The organism is Butyricicoccus faecihominis (genome assembly GCF_024462775.1).
Classification (GTDB): Bacteria; Bacillota; Clostridia; order Oscillospirales; family Butyricicoccaceae; genus Agathobaculum; species Agathobaculum faecihominis_A.
In genome coordinates, this window is the sequence record NZ_JANGCE010000005.1 from 40,919 (window position 1) to 59,058 (window position 18,140).

General features: G+C 52.3%; 25 protein-coding genes and 1 pseudogene. 1 reads left to right on the forward strand and 25 read right to left on the reverse strand.

The genetic code is table 11. The annotated features are described in order from the left end of the window. Positions 1–6: 6 nt before the first annotated feature. The 25 genes and pseudogenes from NE562_RS04500 to NE562_RS04615 all read right to left on the reverse strand — a co-directional run bounded on the left by NE562_RS04500 (position 7) and on the right by NE562_RS04615 (position 17,735). Complete coding sequence (locus NE562_RS04500) at positions 7–873, reverse strand: secretion protein F (protein ID WP_280961292.1); 867 nt, start codon at positions 871–873, stop codon at positions 7–9. A 23-nt stretch (positions 874–896) separates the two neighbouring features. After that, positions 897–1,829, reverse strand: coding sequence for a type II secretion system F family protein (locus NE562_RS04505; RefSeq protein WP_280961212.1), 933 nt, complete (start codon positions 1,827–1,829; stop codon positions 897–899). Further along, entirely contained in the window at positions 1,826–2,173 is a 348-nt protein-coding gene (locus tag NE562_RS04510; protein ID WP_280961213.1) for a hypothetical protein, read from the reverse strand. The genes NE562_RS04505 and NE562_RS04510 overlap by 4 nt, the downstream gene beginning before the upstream one ends. Beyond that, the gene (locus tag NE562_RS04515) at positions 2,174–3,049 is read right to left on the reverse strand and encodes a hypothetical protein (protein WP_280961214.1); all 876 of its coding nucleotides are present in this window, start codon (positions 3,047–3,049) and stop codon (positions 2,174–2,176) included. Positions 3,050–3,063: 14 nt separating this feature from the next. After that, entirely contained in the window at positions 3,064–4,434 is a 1,371-nt protein-coding gene (locus NE562_RS04520) for an ATPase, T2SS/T4P/T4SS family (RefSeq protein ID WP_280961215.1), read from the reverse strand. Further along, on the reverse strand, positions 4,418–4,894 hold the full coding sequence (locus tag NE562_RS04525) for an XF1762 family protein (protein ID WP_280961216.1): 477 nt from the start codon (positions 4,892–4,894) through the stop codon (positions 4,418–4,420). The genes NE562_RS04520 and NE562_RS04525 overlap by 17 nt, the downstream gene beginning before the upstream one ends. Next, the gene (locus tag NE562_RS04530; RefSeq protein WP_280961217.1) at positions 4,894–5,817 is read right to left on the reverse strand and encodes a ParA family protein; all 924 of its coding nucleotides are present in this window, start codon (positions 5,815–5,817) and stop codon (positions 4,894–4,896) included. The genes NE562_RS04525 and NE562_RS04530 overlap by 1 nt, the downstream gene beginning before the upstream one ends. Positions 5,818–5,832: 15 nt before the next feature. Beyond that, on the reverse strand, positions 5,833–6,690 hold the full coding sequence (gene cpaB, locus NE562_RS04535) for a Flp pilus assembly protein CpaB (protein WP_280961218.1): 858 nt from the start codon (positions 6,688–6,690) through the stop codon (positions 5,833–5,835). A 26-nt stretch (positions 6,691–6,716) separates the two neighbouring features. Then, on the reverse strand, positions 6,717–7,286 hold the full coding sequence (locus NE562_RS04540; protein ID WP_280961219.1) for a prepilin peptidase: 570 nt from the start codon (positions 7,284–7,286) through the stop codon (positions 6,717–6,719). Beyond that, positions 7,270–7,641: a hypothetical protein gene (locus NE562_RS04545; protein WP_280961220.1), complete on the reverse strand. Its 372-nt coding sequence runs from the start codon at positions 7,639–7,641 to the stop codon at positions 7,270–7,272. The genes NE562_RS04540 and NE562_RS04545 overlap by 17 nt, the downstream gene beginning before the upstream one ends. A 1-nt stretch (position 7,642) precedes the next feature. Further along, positions 7,643–8,218, reverse strand: a complete 576-nt coding sequence (locus NE562_RS04550; RefSeq protein WP_280961221.1) for an MT-A70 family methyltransferase — start codon at positions 8,216–8,218, stop codon at positions 7,643–7,645. Next, positions 8,215–8,730, reverse strand: coding sequence for an adenine-specific DNA methylase (locus NE562_RS04555; protein ID WP_280961222.1), 516 nt, complete (start codon positions 8,728–8,730; stop codon positions 8,215–8,217). The genes NE562_RS04550 and NE562_RS04555 overlap by 4 nt, the downstream gene beginning before the upstream one ends. Next, the gene (locus tag NE562_RS17780; protein WP_330645838.1) at positions 8,727–9,371 is read right to left on the reverse strand and encodes a DNA cytosine methyltransferase; all 645 of its coding nucleotides are present in this window, start codon (positions 9,369–9,371) and stop codon (positions 8,727–8,729) included. Before NE562_RS17780 ends, NE562_RS04555 begins: the two co-directional genes overlap by 4 nt. Before the next feature lie 222 nt (positions 9,372–9,593). Further along, positions 9,594–10,133, reverse strand: a pseudogene (locus NE562_RS17785) (DNA cytosine methyltransferase); the annotation flags it as partial. 4 nt (positions 10,134–10,137) lie between these two features. Further along, positions 10,138–10,467, reverse strand: coding sequence for a hypothetical protein (locus NE562_RS04565; RefSeq protein ID WP_280961224.1), 330 nt, complete (start codon positions 10,465–10,467; stop codon positions 10,138–10,140). A 9-nt stretch (positions 10,468–10,476) separates the two neighbouring features. Further along, a complete protein-coding gene (locus tag NE562_RS04570) occupies positions 10,477–10,689 on the reverse strand; it encodes a hypothetical protein (protein WP_025483085.1) in 213 nt (70 codons plus the stop codon). A 12-nt stretch (positions 10,690–10,701) separates the two neighbouring features. Continuing rightward, a complete protein-coding gene (locus NE562_RS04575; protein ID WP_419195988.1) occupies positions 10,702–11,553 on the reverse strand; it encodes a conjugal transfer protein TrbL family protein in 852 nt (283 codons plus the stop codon). Positions 11,554–11,601: 48 nt separating this feature from the next. Then, positions 11,602–11,901 carry a SpoVG family protein gene (locus NE562_RS04580; RefSeq protein WP_280961226.1) on the reverse strand — a complete coding sequence of 100 codons (300 nt, stop codon included), beginning with the start codon at positions 11,899–11,901 and terminating at the stop codon, positions 11,602–11,604. A gap of 65 nt (positions 11,902–11,966) precedes the next feature. Next, positions 11,967–12,221 (reverse strand): DUF6133 family protein, encoded by a 255-nt coding sequence (locus NE562_RS04585; protein WP_419195989.1) that lies wholly within the window; start codon positions 12,219–12,221, stop codon positions 11,967–11,969. A 102-nt stretch (positions 12,222–12,323) separates the two neighbouring features. Beyond that, on the reverse strand, positions 12,324–12,668 hold the full coding sequence (locus NE562_RS04590) for an Mbov_0395 family pilin-like conjugal transfer protein (RefSeq protein ID WP_280961293.1): 345 nt from the start codon (positions 12,666–12,668) through the stop codon (positions 12,324–12,326). Further along, complete coding sequence (locus tag NE562_RS04595) at positions 12,658–14,916, reverse strand: VirD4-like conjugal transfer protein, CD1115 family (protein ID WP_280961228.1); 2,259 nt, start codon at positions 14,914–14,916, stop codon at positions 12,658–12,660. The genes NE562_RS04590 and NE562_RS04595 overlap by 11 nt, the downstream gene beginning before the upstream one ends. Beyond that, positions 14,913–15,605, reverse strand: a complete 693-nt coding sequence (locus tag NE562_RS04600) for a DUF4406 domain-containing protein (protein ID WP_280961229.1) — start codon at positions 15,603–15,605, stop codon at positions 14,913–14,915. The genes NE562_RS04595 and NE562_RS04600 overlap by 4 nt, the downstream gene beginning before the upstream one ends. Positions 15,606–15,672: 67 nt before the next feature. Beyond that, positions 15,673–16,182: a SymE family type I addiction module toxin gene (locus tag NE562_RS04605; RefSeq protein WP_280961230.1), complete on the reverse strand. Its 510-nt coding sequence runs from the start codon at positions 16,180–16,182 to the stop codon at positions 15,673–15,675. Positions 16,183–16,230: 48 nt separating this feature from the next. Continuing rightward, the gene (locus tag NE562_RS04610) at positions 16,231–16,914 is read right to left on the reverse strand and encodes a hypothetical protein (RefSeq protein ID WP_280961231.1); all 684 of its coding nucleotides are present in this window, start codon (positions 16,912–16,914) and stop codon (positions 16,231–16,233) included. Beyond that, the gene (locus NE562_RS04615; RefSeq protein ID WP_280961232.1) at positions 16,911–17,735 is read right to left on the reverse strand and encodes a hypothetical protein; all 825 of its coding nucleotides are present in this window, start codon (positions 17,733–17,735) and stop codon (positions 16,911–16,913) included. Before NE562_RS04615 ends, NE562_RS04610 begins: the two co-directional genes overlap by 4 nt. Before the next feature lie 120 nt (positions 17,736–17,855). Between NE562_RS04615 and NE562_RS04620 the strand changes: the two genes are divergently transcribed. After that, entirely contained in the window at positions 17,856–18,092 is a 237-nt protein-coding gene (locus tag NE562_RS04620) for a helix-turn-helix domain-containing protein (protein WP_280961233.1), read from the forward strand. Positions 18,093–18,140: the final 48 nt, after the last annotated feature.

Here is an 18,140-nt window from a genome sequence, read left to right on the forward strand (position 1 = left end):
CCCTCCTTAGAATATCCCCGACATCGTGCCGAGGATTTGATAGCCCATCACGCCCATGAACAAAAGCAGCATACAGGCAAGGAGCATAAACGAATATTTGCGGATTTTAGGCGGCCGTTCCAGAGCCAGCTTTTTCAGGCGCTGCAATTCAAGCTGTTTCATATCATGCGACAGCATACGGAAGAACGCCACACCGTCATCCCCACGCAGGACACCGATCAGCCCACGCACCACATCGGAAAGCTGTGCGCTGGATATTCTGGCTTCAAAACGGGTAAGCGCCCCCTCAAAGTTGCCGGTACGCATATCCGCCACGGTGATTGCCAGTTCGTTTTTCAGGGCGGCACCGGCGTTTCGCTGATAGGTTTCCAGCATGGAAAGCACATCACGGCTGGCCTGAAGCTCCTGCGTGATGGTTGCCACGAACCGGGGCAGCTCATATTCAATTTCCTCCCGCCTTGCCGTGATTTTCTTGTCTGCCTTGGTGCTTTCGCCAAAATACACCGCAATGCCGATAATCACAAAGGCCGGAGCAATGATGGGAACCACCAGCAGGCAGGGAACGGCACAGAGGAACACCAGACCGGCTTTTACCAAAGCCTCCGCCGCATACTGCTCGGCGGTCATGGGGATTTCCGCTGATTTCAGGGTGGCGGTCAGCTTACGTCGCTTGTAATCGTCCATGGACAGGATTTTTGCCAGCTTTGCCGCCAGCTCCGTAATGATGGCGTCAGAGTTCTTTGCCTGTTTCTTATTCTTCTTGACGGCTCCCAGCACCGCCCTGGTCGCCTTATAGGTCGGCACCTTGAACACCGCCGCCAGTATCAGATACAGCCCCAGCGAAAAGAACAGGGCAAACAACAGTAAAATCATGTTCTGCAAATGCAAAGCACCTCCTATCTCTTATATTCGATTGGCCGGGTGTGCTTGGCGACAGCGGCAATGGAGATAAACAGCACCACACCGCAGACTGCCAGAAGCACCTTGCCAAACTCTGTGAACATCAGTGTCTTGTACCACTCGGCATTTAAGAAATACATCAGCGGAATGCTGCCTAACAGCAGCACAATCATGGTAATATACTCTTTGACCGGCTCGAACAGGAGCAAGTCCAGCTCCGCCGACACCACCCGCATATCGCTGAGTTTCGATACAATGGGCGGCAGGGTGGATTTCAAGTTGTAATCGTCCTGACACGCCACCACCGCATCCACCCATTCATGGAACACTGCATTGTCAACACAGGGCTTCATCTGCTCCAACGCTTCTTTTAAGTTGGAGTTAATGAGCTTCGCCTGCAGCAAAAAGTTTCGGAATACCTCCGCTACGGGCGGATTCAAATAAGGCTGGTTTTCCTCAATGGCGCGGATGATGGTGTTCTTTCCCCGCAGATAGCTGGTCGTAATGATGGAAAGTGCCGTTTCCAGCTCCGTGTTGATCTGCTTTTTGTGCCGCCCCGCTGTAAATTTAATATAATAAAACGGGAGCAGGGCAAAGCCCACCGCCAGCACCGGAACCAGATAGCCGTTCTTCATGGTAAGGGAAATCATCACGCCCAGCACGAACAGCAGCATAGAGAGGATACACAGCACGGTAAACATCCCGGACTTTCCCGTGACACGCAGGGTTTCCTTGGTTTCCAGCAATAACCGCTTTAAGCCCCTCGGCTGCTTATTCTTCCGGCTTTTCTCAATCTTGCTTTTCATGGAGGGGTTCTTCGGCTGCACATAGGCGGCAAGCCCCTCTAAAAAAGAAAAGGGCGACAACGAGAGCATGAAAAAGCTGCCCGCTACCGCCAGTAAAAATGCAATCGTTACAAGTATCGTCAATATCGTTCTTCCTCCATTTCCTCTGTTTCATCTCTGTTAAAATAATTGTCCAGATAATCACTCAGCCATGTGCCGGAAAAATTCTCATGTGTTTTTATCCTCCATACCGCCAGTTTCCCCATATCCAGATTCACATCATCCATGTGAAACAGCAGGCTGGTTACTTCTCCATTCTGAAATACAGAAATATTACGGAACACATCCCCAGCCAGTAGGATTCCGGCCTCTGTCAAAAGGCCGTTAATACCAGCCACCCATTCGTTTAAGTCCCCGCCACACCCCTGAATGATCAGACCCTCTTTTCCTTTCATGTTCCTTAATTCCTCTATCGTTATCCGCTTCATTTATGCTTCCTCCATTTCCTCTAAATCTTCCACAAAGTCCTCGTAGCTTTTTTCACGGGTCACGGTGTCGGACACCTCCTGCAAATGGTCAACTATGTCCCGATGGCTTTCCGGCAGATTACCGGAAATATCTTTGAGAACATCAGCAAACGCACCTAAAAAGCCCCAGCAACTATCCGTTTCTTCACCGTTTTCATAGAGCCGGAAGCCGTAGCACTGGCCGGACAGGTAATAATCGTAGGTTTCCACCTCGGACTTCAAGAGTGTCTTTGCTTTTTCCACGCTTTCTGCGGAGCAGTTACCATATTCTCTGCGGATGTCCTCTGCTGTGGCATAAATCCACCCCACCTGACCGGAATCCCATTCTGCGTGCTGGGCGCGTCCAAGGAACGAGGATGCTGACATACTCAGCCCCGAATGGTCATAGAGATTTAACGGCAGGATGATGTTCTTCTGTCCCGCAATCTCCATCAGCTCCGCATTGGACATGGTTTCAATCAGGCTGTCCTTTACCTCGCTTTTATTGGCTTCCAGACTGCCCTCAAAAAAATCGCCATGATACCACTTCTTGAAGTAGCTGTCATAGCTGCCAATCTCCCAGCCGTTACGGGAACGGTCAAATTTTAGCTCCGTGGTGGGCGCTTTGCCGGAACGCACAAACTCAAACAGGGCATATTCCGATACTGTTCGCTGAACCAAATCCTGCAAAAAGTCGTTGGGATCGGCAAAGCTGTGTTCATCGCCCAGATTATAGCGGCTGTGCCAGCACACCATACGCCCGAAATTATCATAATCGGTGCGTGGGTTTAACGGTTCATCGTCGTACATGACCTGTAAAAGATAGGGCTGTTTCATTGCGACAAGGCTCATGCCCATAGCTCACACCTCCTTTATGCGCTGAAAAGCCGCTGCTGTGCCGTGTAGGACATTCCATTTTCCCGCAGGCGTTTGAGCAGGCTTTCCGAGGGCGGTTCCACCGTTTCATAGTGACCGATGATTTTCGGTTTTCCGTCCACGATTCTGTTGTCCGTGATGTTAAACCGGAACAGGGTGCGAATACGCTGCTTGCTGCCACCGGGACTCCCGGCGTCCGGCAGATACTCATATTCGCAAATCTCCATCAGACGGCGGCTGTTGTCCTCCAGCTTTTTGGCAAAGGCCACGATGGGGAACGCCTTGGTCGCCAGCCCCATGAGGGTGGCGTCATCCATGGAATAACTCTGCTTGCACAGCGTTACCATGCGGTAATAGGTATCAGCGCAGGAATTGGCATGAATCGTGGTAATCACCGCATGGCCGGTATTTGCGGCATTGATGGCCTGCATACTCTCGGCGCCTTTCATCTCCGCCACGGCCACACAGTCCGGGTTGATGGTCAGCGTGGTTTCTAAGAGTTTCACAAGGGTGATGTTCTGCTTGGGATCATCGGAAAAGCGGGTGACAAGATGTACCACGTTATTGAGGACGTTCCCGTCCTCGTCTGTTATCGTCAGGTCAAATTCCCGGCAGCCCTGTTCCAGCGTGACAATCCGCTTGTTATAGGGGACCTGCCCCAAAATCCATGACATCAGGGTGGTCTTTCCGCTGGAAGTCGCCCCGGTGATACACATGGAAACGCCGTGGCAGTAACAGGCCGCCAGCAAATCCAGCATTTCGGTGGTCGCCGTGCCGAAGCCCACAAACTGCTCCTTGGTCAGCTTGCGGGGGTTGACAATACGGATAGAAGCGGAAAGCCCCTTGTCCTTGTCGATTACGCCGTCCCCCATAACCGTAATACGGATTTTGTTGGACAGATGCCCTACCACGATGGTTTGTGCGCTGTCAAAAATCATACCGGACTTGTGGAGCATACGCCGGATCACGTCAATGGCGTGCTGGGGAGAGTTGAAATGCTCTTTGCTTGGCAGAATATCGCCGTTGGAATAAGTGATTTTTACGTCTTTCCACTGGTTGATGTTGATTTCCTCCACATCGTCCCGGTAGAGGTATTTGGTCAGGAACGAAAAGCCGGTCATCTCGCCGTAAATCAGTTCGCACAGTTCGTCCGGCTCGGTATCGGCCACGCCGATCCGGTTCGCTTCAAGGTACTTCTGGATATAGCTTTTAATCAGCTCCCGGCTCTCGTCCGGGTCATCTTTCAGGGTGCTGGCATAGTGCTTGGTGATATGCTCCTGCACCTCTTTCAAGACTTCGGGAAATGGACGCAGGCGAATTTCTCCGCCCATCAGTCCAATGTTGTGAATGTTAATTGCTTCCTGCAATTTCGGTTTCCTCCTTTCGGCTGAGGATGATTTCATATAAATGCTTGGGGCAGACCGGCGCTTTATCGGTTCTCGGTCTGCCCGGTTGGTTCCAGCTCCCGCCACGTCCGGTATAGCAGTAGGAAAAACCACTTGCCCGCAGGCTTGCACCGCTCTCACTCTCCAAAATATAGGTAATGAGTCGGTCGTAGCCCAGCGCTTTTGCCGCACGGCGGCAGGCTCCGTACAGCTTGGAACAGGCATTTTCCGTGCCGTCCGTACACAGCCGCAGCACTTCCACCGTGCCGTGCTGGTCAATCCGGCGTGACCGTGGCCGCCCCACAATGGCAACACCGCACAGCCGCCCATCCACATGACAGGCAAGAGAAAAACGGTGTCCCCGCACGGCCTTGTGGTGGCGGTGATATTCGGTCACATAGGCGTTGGCGTCGGCAAGTTCTATGTGCCGGATTTCCAGCATCAGAACTCGCCCCGGTTTCTTGAAAAGGGCAGTTTCAGGCCGCCTTTTGCTCTGCCGGGTTTTGCCGCCTGCGGGGAAACGGACGGACCGGCGGCTTTTTCTTTCGTGCGCTTTTCTTTTCCCATGGCCGCCGTCTGGAGTCCAAACAGTTCTCCCACAATCCGGCTGATTTCCACGCTGTACGGGGCGCTCTCCTGTGCCTGAAGCGGCTGGAATAATCTCCGTTCATTGTCCTGCTGTTCCAGCTCCGCCACATAGGGCAGCACACGATCCACGCCGCCATACTGCCCGGACACGGCCTCCCAATCCTGCCCGGCCTTCAGACATCCAATAGCGGTCTGGAACCGTTCTTTATTGAAACGGCTGTCCGCCAGCATGGGATTATGGGATTGGAAGTAAGATATGCCTTTCAGATTTGCCGTTCCCAGCCGCAGGACCTTATCCGCAATCCCAATCCCCACAAAAGAGGCCGGGTCTGCTTCAAATACGGCGGCACAGTCCAGAATGATGTAATCTGCCAGATACCGCAGGGACACGAACAGCTCCACAGCCTTATCCCGCGTAATCTTCGGGTACTGCATCAGGCCTTCGCCTCCCTTATATCCCAGCAGACTGATATACTCGCTATCCGGCACGGGAACGCAGGCATTCAGGATATTGGCCTGTGTCAGCCCCGGCGCGGTCAGCAGTTCTCCGAGGGAAGTGTCATGGATAGCGTCCGGGGGCAGCATGACCGGCATGACCGGTGTAAACGGGTCGCAGAACACCACAATGACGTTTTTCTTCTGTTTCGCAAGGGCCGCCGCCAGCTTGACGGCTGTGGTGGTCTTGCCGCTGCCGGGACTGCCCATGACCGCTAAAATTTTATCCCCCAGATGACCTTCTCTTGTCCCTTTGGGACAATTCACCTTGTCCTGTTCCATCGTGACCGCCCTCCCTTATTCTTTTGCTTCATTTTCTGTGCCTGTGTCGGCTGCTTCACCGGGAGCCGGTGCCGGTGCGCCGTCTGTATTCTGGCTTTCACCCGAAACGTCCTCGCTTTCCTCGGTTTCTTCTGTTTCCACGGGGTACAGTTCCTCCAGCACCTTGTCCTGCTCGTCAAGGAATTTCCGGACGTTCTCACTGCCGCCACGATAGACCAGAGCGGCGTGGAGCTTCCCGGTCTGCTCCAGCTCCGCAAGGAGCCTTGCCTGCTCCGGTGTGGCAAGGACAGTGATGGTAGAAGCGAGTTCGGCGTCCTCGCCGTCCTCCGGTTCCTCCTGTACGTTGTTATCCGTGCCGCTGCTGGCGGTGGTGGCGATGATTTCAACATATTGAAGTTCGGCAGGAATCAAGGTCTGCCTTGCTTCGCCCACGTCACTGGCAATCAGCGAAACGATGTCGCCCCGTTCCAGCTTGCCGGACAGCCCAGCCGCAAAAGATTTAATTGTGACGGAAATCGCCCGGTTCGTGCCGTCCAGCCCAGTCAGGTACTCATTTTTAAGCTGGGGTGTGTCGGACAGCTTGCTTTCCAGCACATAATCGCCTTTGTAAAGGTCGGTATTTGCATACTTTCCAACCACGTCCTCGGCTCTGTAAACGACGTTGCCGGGGAGGTTATAGCCGCCCACCTCCACAGTGGTGAGCATTTTCGGCGTAATCTCATCGCCCTTTTTAGTTTCCGTGCTGACACGCACAATCTCCACCTTGGATTTCAGGGCATCGTTGAACATGGGCGTCAGTCCAAAGCAGATGACGAGCGCCACCACAATGCAGACCAGCCCCACCACGATACGGTTTTGCAGTAATTTCTTCATTTACGTTTTCCTCCAAATTCAAAATTTTAGGTTGACAACAGCACCATAAAACAGCCAAAAGCCAGAAAGGGTGCAAGGGGGATGCTCGGCTTTTCCCGCCGAAAAGCAGCGTTCCATAAAAGTCCCATGAACAGCCCCCATACCATCATCCAGACACCGCCTGTCACGCCGAGGGCAAAGCCGCTGGCCGCCATCAGCTTCACATCGCCGCCGCCGATTTTGTCCGTTTTCACGGCGGCAATCAGAAATGGAAGGGGAACCAGCAGAAAGCCCAGCAGGGCCGGTAAGGTTTGGAACCCCATCAGCCCCGCCATGGCAATGAGAAGATGCAGGAAGTCCGGTATTTCATAAGTAGCGGCATCACAGGCGCCCGCCATAATCAGCACTTGGCACAGCAGGATGGAACGCAGGGCCTCCATGGAAAAACCATGCAGGCATAAAAAGACTGCCGCCACCGCCACGGTAATGTGGGCGGTAGGCGGCAGTTCTTTCCATTTCAAGTAATGGCGCAGAGCCATGTTGCAGAGCAGACTGGAAAAGAGTGCCAACAGCAGGGCGGCAACAAACCGTTCCCCGCTGTCAGCGTTCCAGATCATCGCTGTCCTCCGGCGGCTCCGCTTCCTGTTCCAACAGCGCCCTTACCTCGCGCCGCAGCCCCACAGTCAGGTCACTGAGCGTTTCGGCAAGTATATCCGCCATATTGAAGCCTTGTCGTGTAAAATCCTCGTACAGCTTTGAAACGGGTTTCTCATAGAACAAAAACACAGCCGTTTCTTTAGGAAAGCTCGGCTTAAAGTTTTCGATATTCTCTAAAAATGCCTTGCATACGGTGAGTTTCTGCGCCGTTTCCTCCACATCTTCTGTGGAAAAGGATGCTTTTTCCCGTATGCTTTCATAATCCGCCCTTGCAGTTCGTATCAGGCGGGCAAGCAATTCTTCCTCTGGTTTCAATTTATCCCTCCATTTCTTTCAAGTTTTGAATGGCCTCCCGTATGTCCAGTCCGTCAATTTCATCACCCAGACACACCCAGCCATCATACTTCTGCCGTGCGAACAGTTCCACACGGGGAACCTCTCCCATAAGCTGCTCAATGCGGCGGCGTACCTCGTCCGGTTTCTTGCTGTGCCGCTCCACCGGCGTGTCCACGATACAGTGGACGGCCTTTGATGCGCGTTTCGGTCTGCCTTTGGTGGCAATCAGGCACAGCTCCGGGTTGGCTCTTGTCCAAAAGCCTAATCCCCAAAACCATTTATCCGTCTGCTTTTTGCACCGCTTCACCCAGCAGAAGCCGAGTGTCTTATAAGTAAAGCCCCAGCGCCTGATTGCTTCTAAGCCTTCCAAAAGACATGGAAATGTAACCCACAAAAATAAAACACAGTCCTCCGCTGCAATCCCTGCCACATCAAGGGCATAGATGTCCTCCTTGCTCATGGTGTGATAATGGTTTTCTGCGCTGCGCCCCCGTCCTTTTTGAGAGTAGACCTGATACGCCCATGGGGGATCGAGATATAACACGCCAAACTTCATAGGCCGTCCTCCAGTTTCCGTTCCACCACAATAATTGTGTCATAATGGTTGCCGCCATGGGGAATCAGACGGATATGCTCTTTTTCAAAGCCGTATTTTGTCCCAATGCCCCCACTGTTCCAACCACAGGTGATGACGATGCCGCCCGGACGCACAATACGGCTGATTTGCTCCTTTTGTTTTCGCCAATAGCTGTTCTGCGTGGTTTCCATGTTGACCGTGTAACCGAGTTTTTTATAACACTCTGACACCTGACGAGAGGAATAGGGCGGGTCATACAGCACCATCGACACACTTTTGTCCGAAAATTGCTGCAAAAAATCCTCGGCGTCCATGTGGTAATCGCTGGTACAGGCGGGGTCTAAATCGTTTGTTATTTCTGCAAAGCGTGAGTTATTTGCAAACGGGTCTATGCTCAAACCTGCCGGGCGGTATCTGTCAATCAGCTCCGCTATGGGTTTGATAGAAAAGGTAAAGCGGTTGGGCATTGCCCAGACTCTGTCAATCGTCATAGGCCGCCCCCAATCTCCGCCAGCCGCAGGCCAATCTCATAGACCACATTGACCGTCACGGCGTTGCCTGCCTGCTTGTAAAGCTGGGCGTCGCTGATCCCAGCCGCCTTTGCCCGGTCAAACAGGAAGTCCTCAAAGGCTTGGAGCCGGAAACATTCCCTCGGCGTCAGCCTGCGGATACGGCAGCACAGCAGCACGCCCATGCTCCCGCCTGTCAGCAGTGTCTGGGCGCACTGTTTCCCCACACGTCCCCGGCTGACCGTGCTGTTTGGATAGGCGAGATTGATGCCATCCCCATGGTGTGCCGTGGTATAGCCGTCCGCTTTTGCCTCCCGTATGGGAAGTCCCTCGTCATAACAGCAGATTAAAATGCCGTGTTGATCCTGACAGGTAAGCGTAAAGCAGGGTTCCCCCGGCTCCTTGAACCGTCTGCCGTTCTGCCGCTTGTTCAGCCTGTCCGGGGTAATGACCGCCCTCACGCAGTCCGGGTGTCCCTCACAGATAAAAACGCCGGAGGTTTCCCCTTTGAAATTGCCGATCCCGGAATACTGCCTTGCCCGCAGGCACCGGGCGTTTTCCGTAAACTGCGGCTTTTTTGACAGGTCAATGAAGGTGGCGCAGGGCGGTATCTGATGTTCCACAGCATACAGGCCGGTTCTTCCGGCAAAGCCCCCACCGTTTGCAGTCAGGGTAATGGAAGTGCCGGACGGGTCGTAAACCCGTTTTCCCTGCGGGCCGTCTATGAGTCTTTTAACAGGCGCAGGGTTTGTTCCGCAGAGAGGAAATACTTCTCCGGCACATCCGTCTCTAAGATGTCCAACAACGTACACGCGCTCCCGGTGCTGGGCGGTGTGAAAGTCCTTGGAATTGACAATACACCATTCTGTGTCATACCCTGCTTCCCATAGTTCAAAGAGAACGGTGGTAAAAGCTGTGCCGCTTTCGCTTGACACAAGATGTTTAACATTCTCAACGATAAGGTATCGGGGCTTATTTTCGGCAGGCGTGCTTTTGAGCAGACCAACAACCGTAAAAAAGAGTCCACTTCTTGTTCCATGAAGTCCTGCCATTCGGCCGCTGATACTAATGTCGGTACAAGGAAACCCAAAAGTCCAGATTTCAGCTTTTGGAATTTCTCCTGCTCTGATCTGCTTAATGTCCTTGGCGTACCATTCGCCTTTACAGTTTGTTCCGTCACAGTTTTTCCTCACCTCCGCACTGCACATTTTACAAAAATTCAAGCTGGAGTCCGTCCCATAAGGGCAGGCCTCCAGCTCGTACATTGCCATATAGCTTTTATTTGCGTATTTATCAATTTCGACATGACCGACACAGGTATGTCCGCTTCTTTCGAGACCTCTACGGAATCCACCGATTCCTGCAAACAGGTCAAGAAATTTCAAAAAGTTATTCTCCTTTCCTCATTCCCCACTCGTCAATCATGCGATAGGGGAAAATCTGCTGGCTGCGCCAGAACCGGACCATGTTGCCGATCTGGTCAACCACGCTTTGGTTGTTCTGGTCTTTGGTACACATCATCACGCTGCCAAAAACGCCGGACAGCACCGCCACAACGGTCAGCGCCACATTTCCGGCAGCCAGCCATAAAAGAGCCGCCACCGCACCGCCGAACAGGGAACCGACGGCACTCTGCAAAAGCTCCCGTTTGCCGAACCCGTTGAACAGCTCGTTTTCTGCCTTTACGCCGGTAGGGATGTAAAGATTGATTTCGTTCATCGCCGCCTCCTATGCTCCGTAATAATAGAACACAATGTCTTTAATCTGCCAGATACACTCTGCCAGCACATAAAACAGCACGGTGTTCTTGGCACGTTTCTTGAATTGTGTCTGTTCTTCCTCCGCTCCTTGGAGCCGCACCATGCAGTAAATAAACCGGAACACGGCTCCCGCCCGGATCAGGACGATGACGGCCGTGGAAATATCATCAAGCGTAATCATGCCGCCACCTCCTTACTTCATCATATTTTTTGCCATGCCTACCAGACGGACCGAGTGGTAGATGTTGTTGACCATACCGCCGCCCCCGCCTGTGGGAACCATAAATTCGGACAGGAATTTCGGTGTCTTGATGGCAAGCACCAGACAGGCGATGCCCCAAAAGACGTTGAGGTTGATGCCCACATTCATCATCATACCCACGCCCAGCTTGCAAAGGCTGATCTGCACCATGACCGCCGCCGTGGACTGAAAGAATTTGGTCAGGTAAGTCTTGAATACGCCTTTATCGTTGTCCAAAAGACCGGAGCAGGCAAGGGGCAGACCAATCCGCAGGATCATAATCTCCACGCCCCGCATGAGGAATTGGAAATAGAGGATAAAATAGCAGATGACAAACACCAGCCCGAAAATGGCGGTCACAAGCCCCGCCGAGGACAGGCCGTTTACCCACGCCTGCCAGTCGTAATTGGTGGATGCGCCGATTGCCGTGATAAGCTGGTTCGTCAGGTTCTCCGTGATGTCCGCAAGCCAGCCGTACATGACCGGGAAACAGACTGCCACGGCGATGGCCTGCACAAACCGGATGATAAGCTGGACCGGCTCGCTGTCCGGGTCGCCGTCTGTCCACATCACATAGCATTCAAACCCCTTTTTGAGAAATTTCAGGATAATCAGCGACACGCCGAACCCCAGCAGGATTTCAAACAGCACATCCACCATGCTGCCGCCGCCAGCCGCCGTCATGTACTGGTCTGCATGGAGCGTCATGGGAACGAGGTCGGCAAGCATACTGTCAATGAATGCCACCGCGCCGTTTAACACCGCTACGATCAGCAGCACAAGGATAATCTCCAAAATAATCACCTCCCTGCCCGGTAGGACAATGCTTCCCACCGGGCGTTATCTTTTTCCTTATGCCTGCGGCTCGTCCAAAGCAGGCGGCGTTTCTTCCGCTTCCTGTTCTGCTTTATCAAAAGCGGCGAGGACAGTATCCTTAATCTGTTTGTGAAGCTCCGGCGTGATGGGGAAACAAATATCCTTGTATTCCCCAGTTTTCAGTCTGCGGCTGGGCATGAATACTGCCAGCCCTTTTTCACAGTCAGCAACACGGACTCCCGTAATCAGGAATTTCCCGTCAAGGCAGACGGTGGCAATGGCTTTCAGCCTGCCCTCGTCCTCAAACCGTGCTGTGATTTTCGCACTTACTTTCATGTTCTATGCCTCCTAAAGAAGAATAAGCCGCCCCTCTCTGTGTGGGGCGGCCATGCCGGTTACTATTAGCCCTTGTAGTCAAAAAGCTCTTTAATACGCTCAGTCAGGGTGGGGAGGATCGTGTCCTTAAAGAGCATATACAGCCCTGCCAGCAGCAGAGCGCCGACCACAACACTGATAAGGATTTTTAATGCTGTATCGACGAAGCCTTCACCGCTCTGACTTGTTAAAGCGTCCTTGATTTTTGCCTTTGCCTGCAAGCCCTTGACATACCCTCTGACCGCCAGATTGTTGACCTTCGCAGATACCTTGTTCATCATGTTTTTCATAGTGTTGTTCTCCTTTTTTTGATTAAAATTTGATTGGAATATAGAAAAACCGCAGACCTTTCCTGCGGGTTCTCACAAATAAAATGTACCGGCTTACTTGTAGTAGCCGATGATGATATTGAGGGTGGCGCTGCCCAGCACCGCGCCGATGCAGGACACTATGGCAACCACGATACGGTTGTTCCACTTCTTCTGATCCATCTCATCGGCGGCGCTCCTGCGGATGCAGAAATAGATAATCAGCAGTCCCGCCACAACCGGGGCAAGCACCATGAGCCATGTGGTGGCGTCCTGAATCAGCTTTTCGGTGCCTTTGGCAATCTGGCTGTCCGAAATACCGGCAGCATACGCCGTGGTACTGTTCGCCAGCATGAAAAGAGCGGCGGACCCGGTTATGGCCGCCGCTCTCACTTTGCTTTTTAGTTTCTTAATCTTCATCTTCACTCTTGTCTGAGCCTCCTTTTTTGTATCCTTTCATGGATGAAAACATAGCCCCTGCTTGGGATGCAAAGGCTTGTGATTTTTGCTGTGCTTCTTTGAGCTGCAAATCCTTGGTGTAGTACACCCAAATATTCCACAGCGGGATTTCCCCGGTCTTTTGGGAGAGGACCGGCCTTGCCGCTTCTCTTGCCGCCCGTACTTTTCGGTTATGCTCCGGGTTGCCCAGCCCGCACATCCGGTTAAAGTACCACTGTGACAGGTCGGGAGCATACATCATGGCGGGATGGGCGCGGCTGATTACGATTTGACTTGGCCGGGAGATCCGCCGTATCTCATCGGTGGTCAAAAGCTCCCGTGCCACAAGGCTGATGCTGTGGGAGCTGCTGGGGTTGACGTACCGCCCGTGCTGGCTGGATAGCTGGTAAGCCGAGGTGGTATATTTGCCCAGCTTGTCGCACACATCCTGCAAGGTTTCCTTATCGTCCGCCTGCAAATACACCCACGTCTGGCAGTTGGATTTGACGATAGCCGCCGTTTCCTTGTCATACTTTTGGGTAAGCTGTTCAAAACTTTGCAGGAACAAATTAAACCGCACCCCGCGTCCGCCCGCCACGGTCAGTTTGTTGGTAAAATCATTTAACTTCGTAAAATTTCCAAATTCATCAAGGACAAAGTTGACCCGGCGTTCCAGCCGTCCGCCACGCATATCCGACTGGCGCACCAGCAGTTCATAGAGCTGCGACACCATCAGGCTGGCAATGGGATAATAGGTGGTCTTTTCATCCGGCAGGATTAAGAATAGTGCCTGCTTTTTCCTGCCGATGTCCGCAATATTGTAATCACTCTTGTGGGTGATGGAGTAGACGGAACGGGAAGTGAACAGCCGCAGGGTGGTCAGCGCCGATGTGTCAAAGCTGCCCTTGGTGCGGCTGGGAGCCACCTCCGCAATGGACATGAGCGCCCTTGCCGGATGGCTGCTGTCCAGCTTTTTCATGTATTCGCTCATGGGGGATTTGCCGCCCACGGACTTGCTCATTTCCGCAATGAACCAGTAGACGTTTGTAAGGTTCTGATACTGCGGCCGTTTGGCGTTATCTACCACCACACAGAGAATTGCCGCCGCTATGGTGGATTTTTCGCCGTTCTCCCAAATCTTTTCATTTGAGGTGTTGTCGCCCACCAGAATGTTGGTAATATCCCATGCGTACATCTCGGCACGTTCCATATCCTTTTCCTTTACCGCGTCGATCACCGGCTGAAGCAGGTTGTAGCGTGTGCTTTTCTCCGGGTTTTTGAAGTCAAGACAAATGACCTCGTAGCCCAGCTTTGTGAGATACCCTGCCGTGTAGTCGTAAAGTTCGGCTTTGGGATCGCTGACCACTAAACTTTCCCCGGCCAGCGCAAGGGAGCAGATGGACTGCACCACCAGACATCTTGTTTTTCCTGACCGGGTTGCACCGATGGTCAGGGAATGGGTATCGTCCCCGATGCAGTACAGCTTTTCCGTGTTCCCATGCTTCTCCATACCCAACACAATCCCGCCGCTGTCAAACAGCCGATAGGGGTCTGACGGTTCTCTTTCCTCCTTTTTGGCACCGCCCTTGATTGGCTTTTCTGCCTGTTCCTGTTGCTGCGGTTCCTGCCTGACCTGTTTCAAATCAGGAGCCGCAACGTCATAAGATACCGTTTCAAAATTTTCGTCCTCCTTTGTCTCATTTTCATTTATAGAAACGGGCAGGGCGGCGGGGTTGTCCTGTTCCGCCTGCTCCTGCCCGGTTTCCGCTATGGGATTGCCTGTGTCTTTCTTCATAAAGGGCAAATCATCATACCCAGTGTCCAGCAGCATTTGAATGAGCGGATTGGCCGGGTCAATGAGCTGCGTTTTAAAGGTCTTACCCTTTTCATCGTCCTTCAGCCATCGGGAGGACCCGTGCTGAAACTGCCCCACGGGAGCCGGGGTATAAATATCCCCGGCCACCTTGACCAGATCGCTCTGATAGGGCCGGTCATTCTGCACCCAAAATAGGACACAGCACAGGCAGATGAACCCCTCAAAGGAGAGGAACATCAAAAACTGCTGGTGTTCCGTAAACAATCCGGCAATACACTGGAACAGCGGAACAAGGGTCAGCGTGTCATACTGTCTCGACAGCAGACCGTGGAGAGCCGCTGTGAAGAACAGGTTGAAAATCGTGCCAAAACCAATGATGACCCCGCTTAAAATCAGCTTTTCCTTTTTCTTCATCGGCACAGCTCCTCGTCCGGCTCCGCCACAGGCTGCAAAGCCGTCAGGTTCTCCCCCAGTGCGGGGTAGAGTTCCGTCAGCCGTTCCAGCGTTTCCGGCTTTGCAGCGCCCCACACTTCGCCCCTTGCGATTGCAAAATGATCCCGGTCAACCGGATGGAGCAGATGAATGGTATCGCTGAATTTGTGGATGGCCGGGCAGCCGGGTCCATGGGTGCAGAGCCATAGCTGGTTTAACGGGGTTCGGTGTTCCTCTGCCAGATTCTCATGGCGAAGGATTATCCATTGTCCCTCATAATTCTCTTTGCGGCTGTTCGGAATACAGTTGCTTTCCGATAGCAGGCAGTTTCCGTCCGGGCTGATTGGGTAATACTGCGGAGCGGTCGGGTTCCGCATATAGAATGTCGGGATGCCATGCGCTGCGGCAAATTCTATTTCGCCGCGCATACCCTCGCTGATCTGCTTTCCCATCACCCACAATTCCTCGGAGTGGGCCAACAGTTCCAGCCCCAGCTTCAACCCCTGTTCCCGCTGTTCGGGTACAGTATCATTGCACCACTGGCTGAAAATAATGTGTGGGGCCAGTGCAAGCACACCATTTTCCGTTGCCAGATGGCAATACTCTACGGCGTTTCGGATATTGGTATCGTAATCCCCACGCAGGGGGCTTGCGATATAGACTTGTTTCAAAAAATCACCTCCAACAAACAAAAAACAGGGCATATCCTCCACTGCGGAAGATATGCCCCATTAAATTTTATGGCTGCTTTTCATCAGTCAGGGCTATTACCTGAACCGGCTTTCCCTGCTTTTTTGCATATTCAATTGTGTACTTGGTTCCCCGGCTTTTACCGTCCCATACGGCAAGCACACTGTCCGCCTGCTGTACCATAATTTCATTGCGTTTGAGTGGCGCGCCCTTGCCGAACCGCTCATAATCCGGCTTCAAAATCATCGTTTCAATACCGTGGGCAAGCGCATACTGCTCGGCCAGCGCGTCCACTCCTTTTGCGCCGCCGCTAATAATCAGGCCGCAGTCTGATGGAATGTAAGGGGAGAGGTCAAAGGCGGTAATGGAGCGGGAGCCGGCGACCAGCACACGGACGGTCTTTGCCTTGCGGATGACAAGCGTTTCCTCCGAACAACTCACTTCAATATGGCTCCCCGGCAGGAAACCGCAGTCCTCCAGCCATTTTCCCTGCAAGCGGAGCTGCGGCGCCAGAGTCCCTTGCCCATCCCGCACTCCATAGATTTTTAGCCTCCGCATATACTTTTCTGTTTCTTTATCCTGCAAATCTATCCTCTCGTTTTCTTATTATTTTGGGAACCGTTCCGGGGTATAGACAACAATACCGTCAATCTCCCTGTCCCCAAACTCAAAATTCATGTAGTAATCCCGAATAAAACAAGCCGTGCATTTCCCGTTCAGGGAATAAATCTCCCCTGTGACAAAATCAATCATGGCAAAGGGACAGCGTTTCCCATCCGGAAATTCGTCCGCCCAGCTCTTGTCCAGTTCTGCAATCTTAGCCATACAGTCCCGGCAGTAGAGCGGGGCGATTTCCTTCAGCGTGATTTCTTTTCCCTCGTCCCATGACAGATTTAAATCGCAGATGCCACGGCCGCCCATAACCATCATATGCCCAAAGCGTCCATCCCCGTCACCAGCCATCAGCATACTGGAATGCCCGGAATTATCTTTGAGTGTGCCGTCATCCTCGTATTCAAAAATCCGCAAGTCACTGATTGTCCCATTTGCAAGGTTCAGAACCCCGATGGAGTCCAGCCTGCTGTAATATCCCCATATGCTATGCTCACCACAAAGGGCGCAATCCTCTTTTTCTGCTGTTCCGGCCGGTAGATACACCGTCTGACTTTCCTCTGTTATTGCTGTTTTCTCCGCCGTCATGCTTTCTCCGGCCACCGGAGGGATATTCTGCCGGGTACAGCCGGAAAGACACAGCAGGAGCACCAATATCAATGCAGTGCATTGCTTCATGGCTCGATTTCATAGCCGGTTTCTTCGTTGAAGTCCGGTTCATAAGAACATCCCTGTTCCGCTTCTTCCTGCATATCCTTGGCGGCCTCCAACTGCACGGCAAGAAACAGTCCGTCAGGAGCATTTACCTCTGGAATCTGGCTGTCCTCCGGCATACAATGATTGTACTCGGACACATATGCCTGAAACCGGTGGTTCAGGGTAGCATACAGGCTGTCCTCTGACACAATCAGGGCCTCTGTCTCGTTAAACACGTCTTTCAACTCATTCAAGGCAATGGCACTGCTGGTCAGCTCGTAGAACAGATACTCGCCTTTTTTCTGCCCGAAAGAAGCGGCGATAGGCGTCATAAAGTTATCGGCCACGACCTCATGGACGGCAAATTTCATGTTTTCATGATCCTGCGTAAAATAAATGCCGTTGCAGATGGGGAGCGCGTCCGACACCTCGCTCTGCGGAGACTCTGTGGGCGGAGCGCACTTTCCGAAATAATCTGTCAGGGATACCTTGCCGTTCCGTTTGATTTCCTCCATCTGCTTCAAAGCGGCGGATTCCACTTTTTTGCACTGCTCGATTCTTCGCTGAAGTGTCTCATAGATAGGAATGTCCTTGGTGTTCTCGTCATAGCAGAGCCAGTCGCCGTCCTGTGTTCCCATACTGGCCGCCTTGGGAGAAAGATTCGCCGTATCCCTCCGGGCCATCACGCCGGTGCGCTCTACGCCGTTTTTATCTTTGGCGGTGATTTCATAAATGTTGAGGGCAATTTCCACACAGGTATTGATAGTTCCCCATATGGATTCGCCTTGTGGCTGTTGGTGCATAGTTTACCTCCTTATTGCTCTAAAAGCATATTTTATTGCTTGTCAGGCAATATATATTGTATGACATCAAATTACTTTTTTCAAGATTCATTGATACAATTTTCTTGTGAGGTGATGAATATGAAATTTGAACATAGTGACCAGTATATCAAATTGGGATTGAAGATTTCTTATTACAGAAAATTGAAAGGTCTGACACAAGAACAGCTTGCTGAGAAAATTGATAAAAATCTTTCTTTCATCGGACAAGTTGAAGCCCCTAACATCAGCAGGGCAATTTCGTTGGACACGCTTTACGACATTGCGGAGATTTTAGAGGTTCCCGCCTACAAATTCTTTCAATACGAAGATGACTAAGCCTGCCGGAACCGTAAGGACGGCAGGCTTTTTTGTCCGCACTTTTTA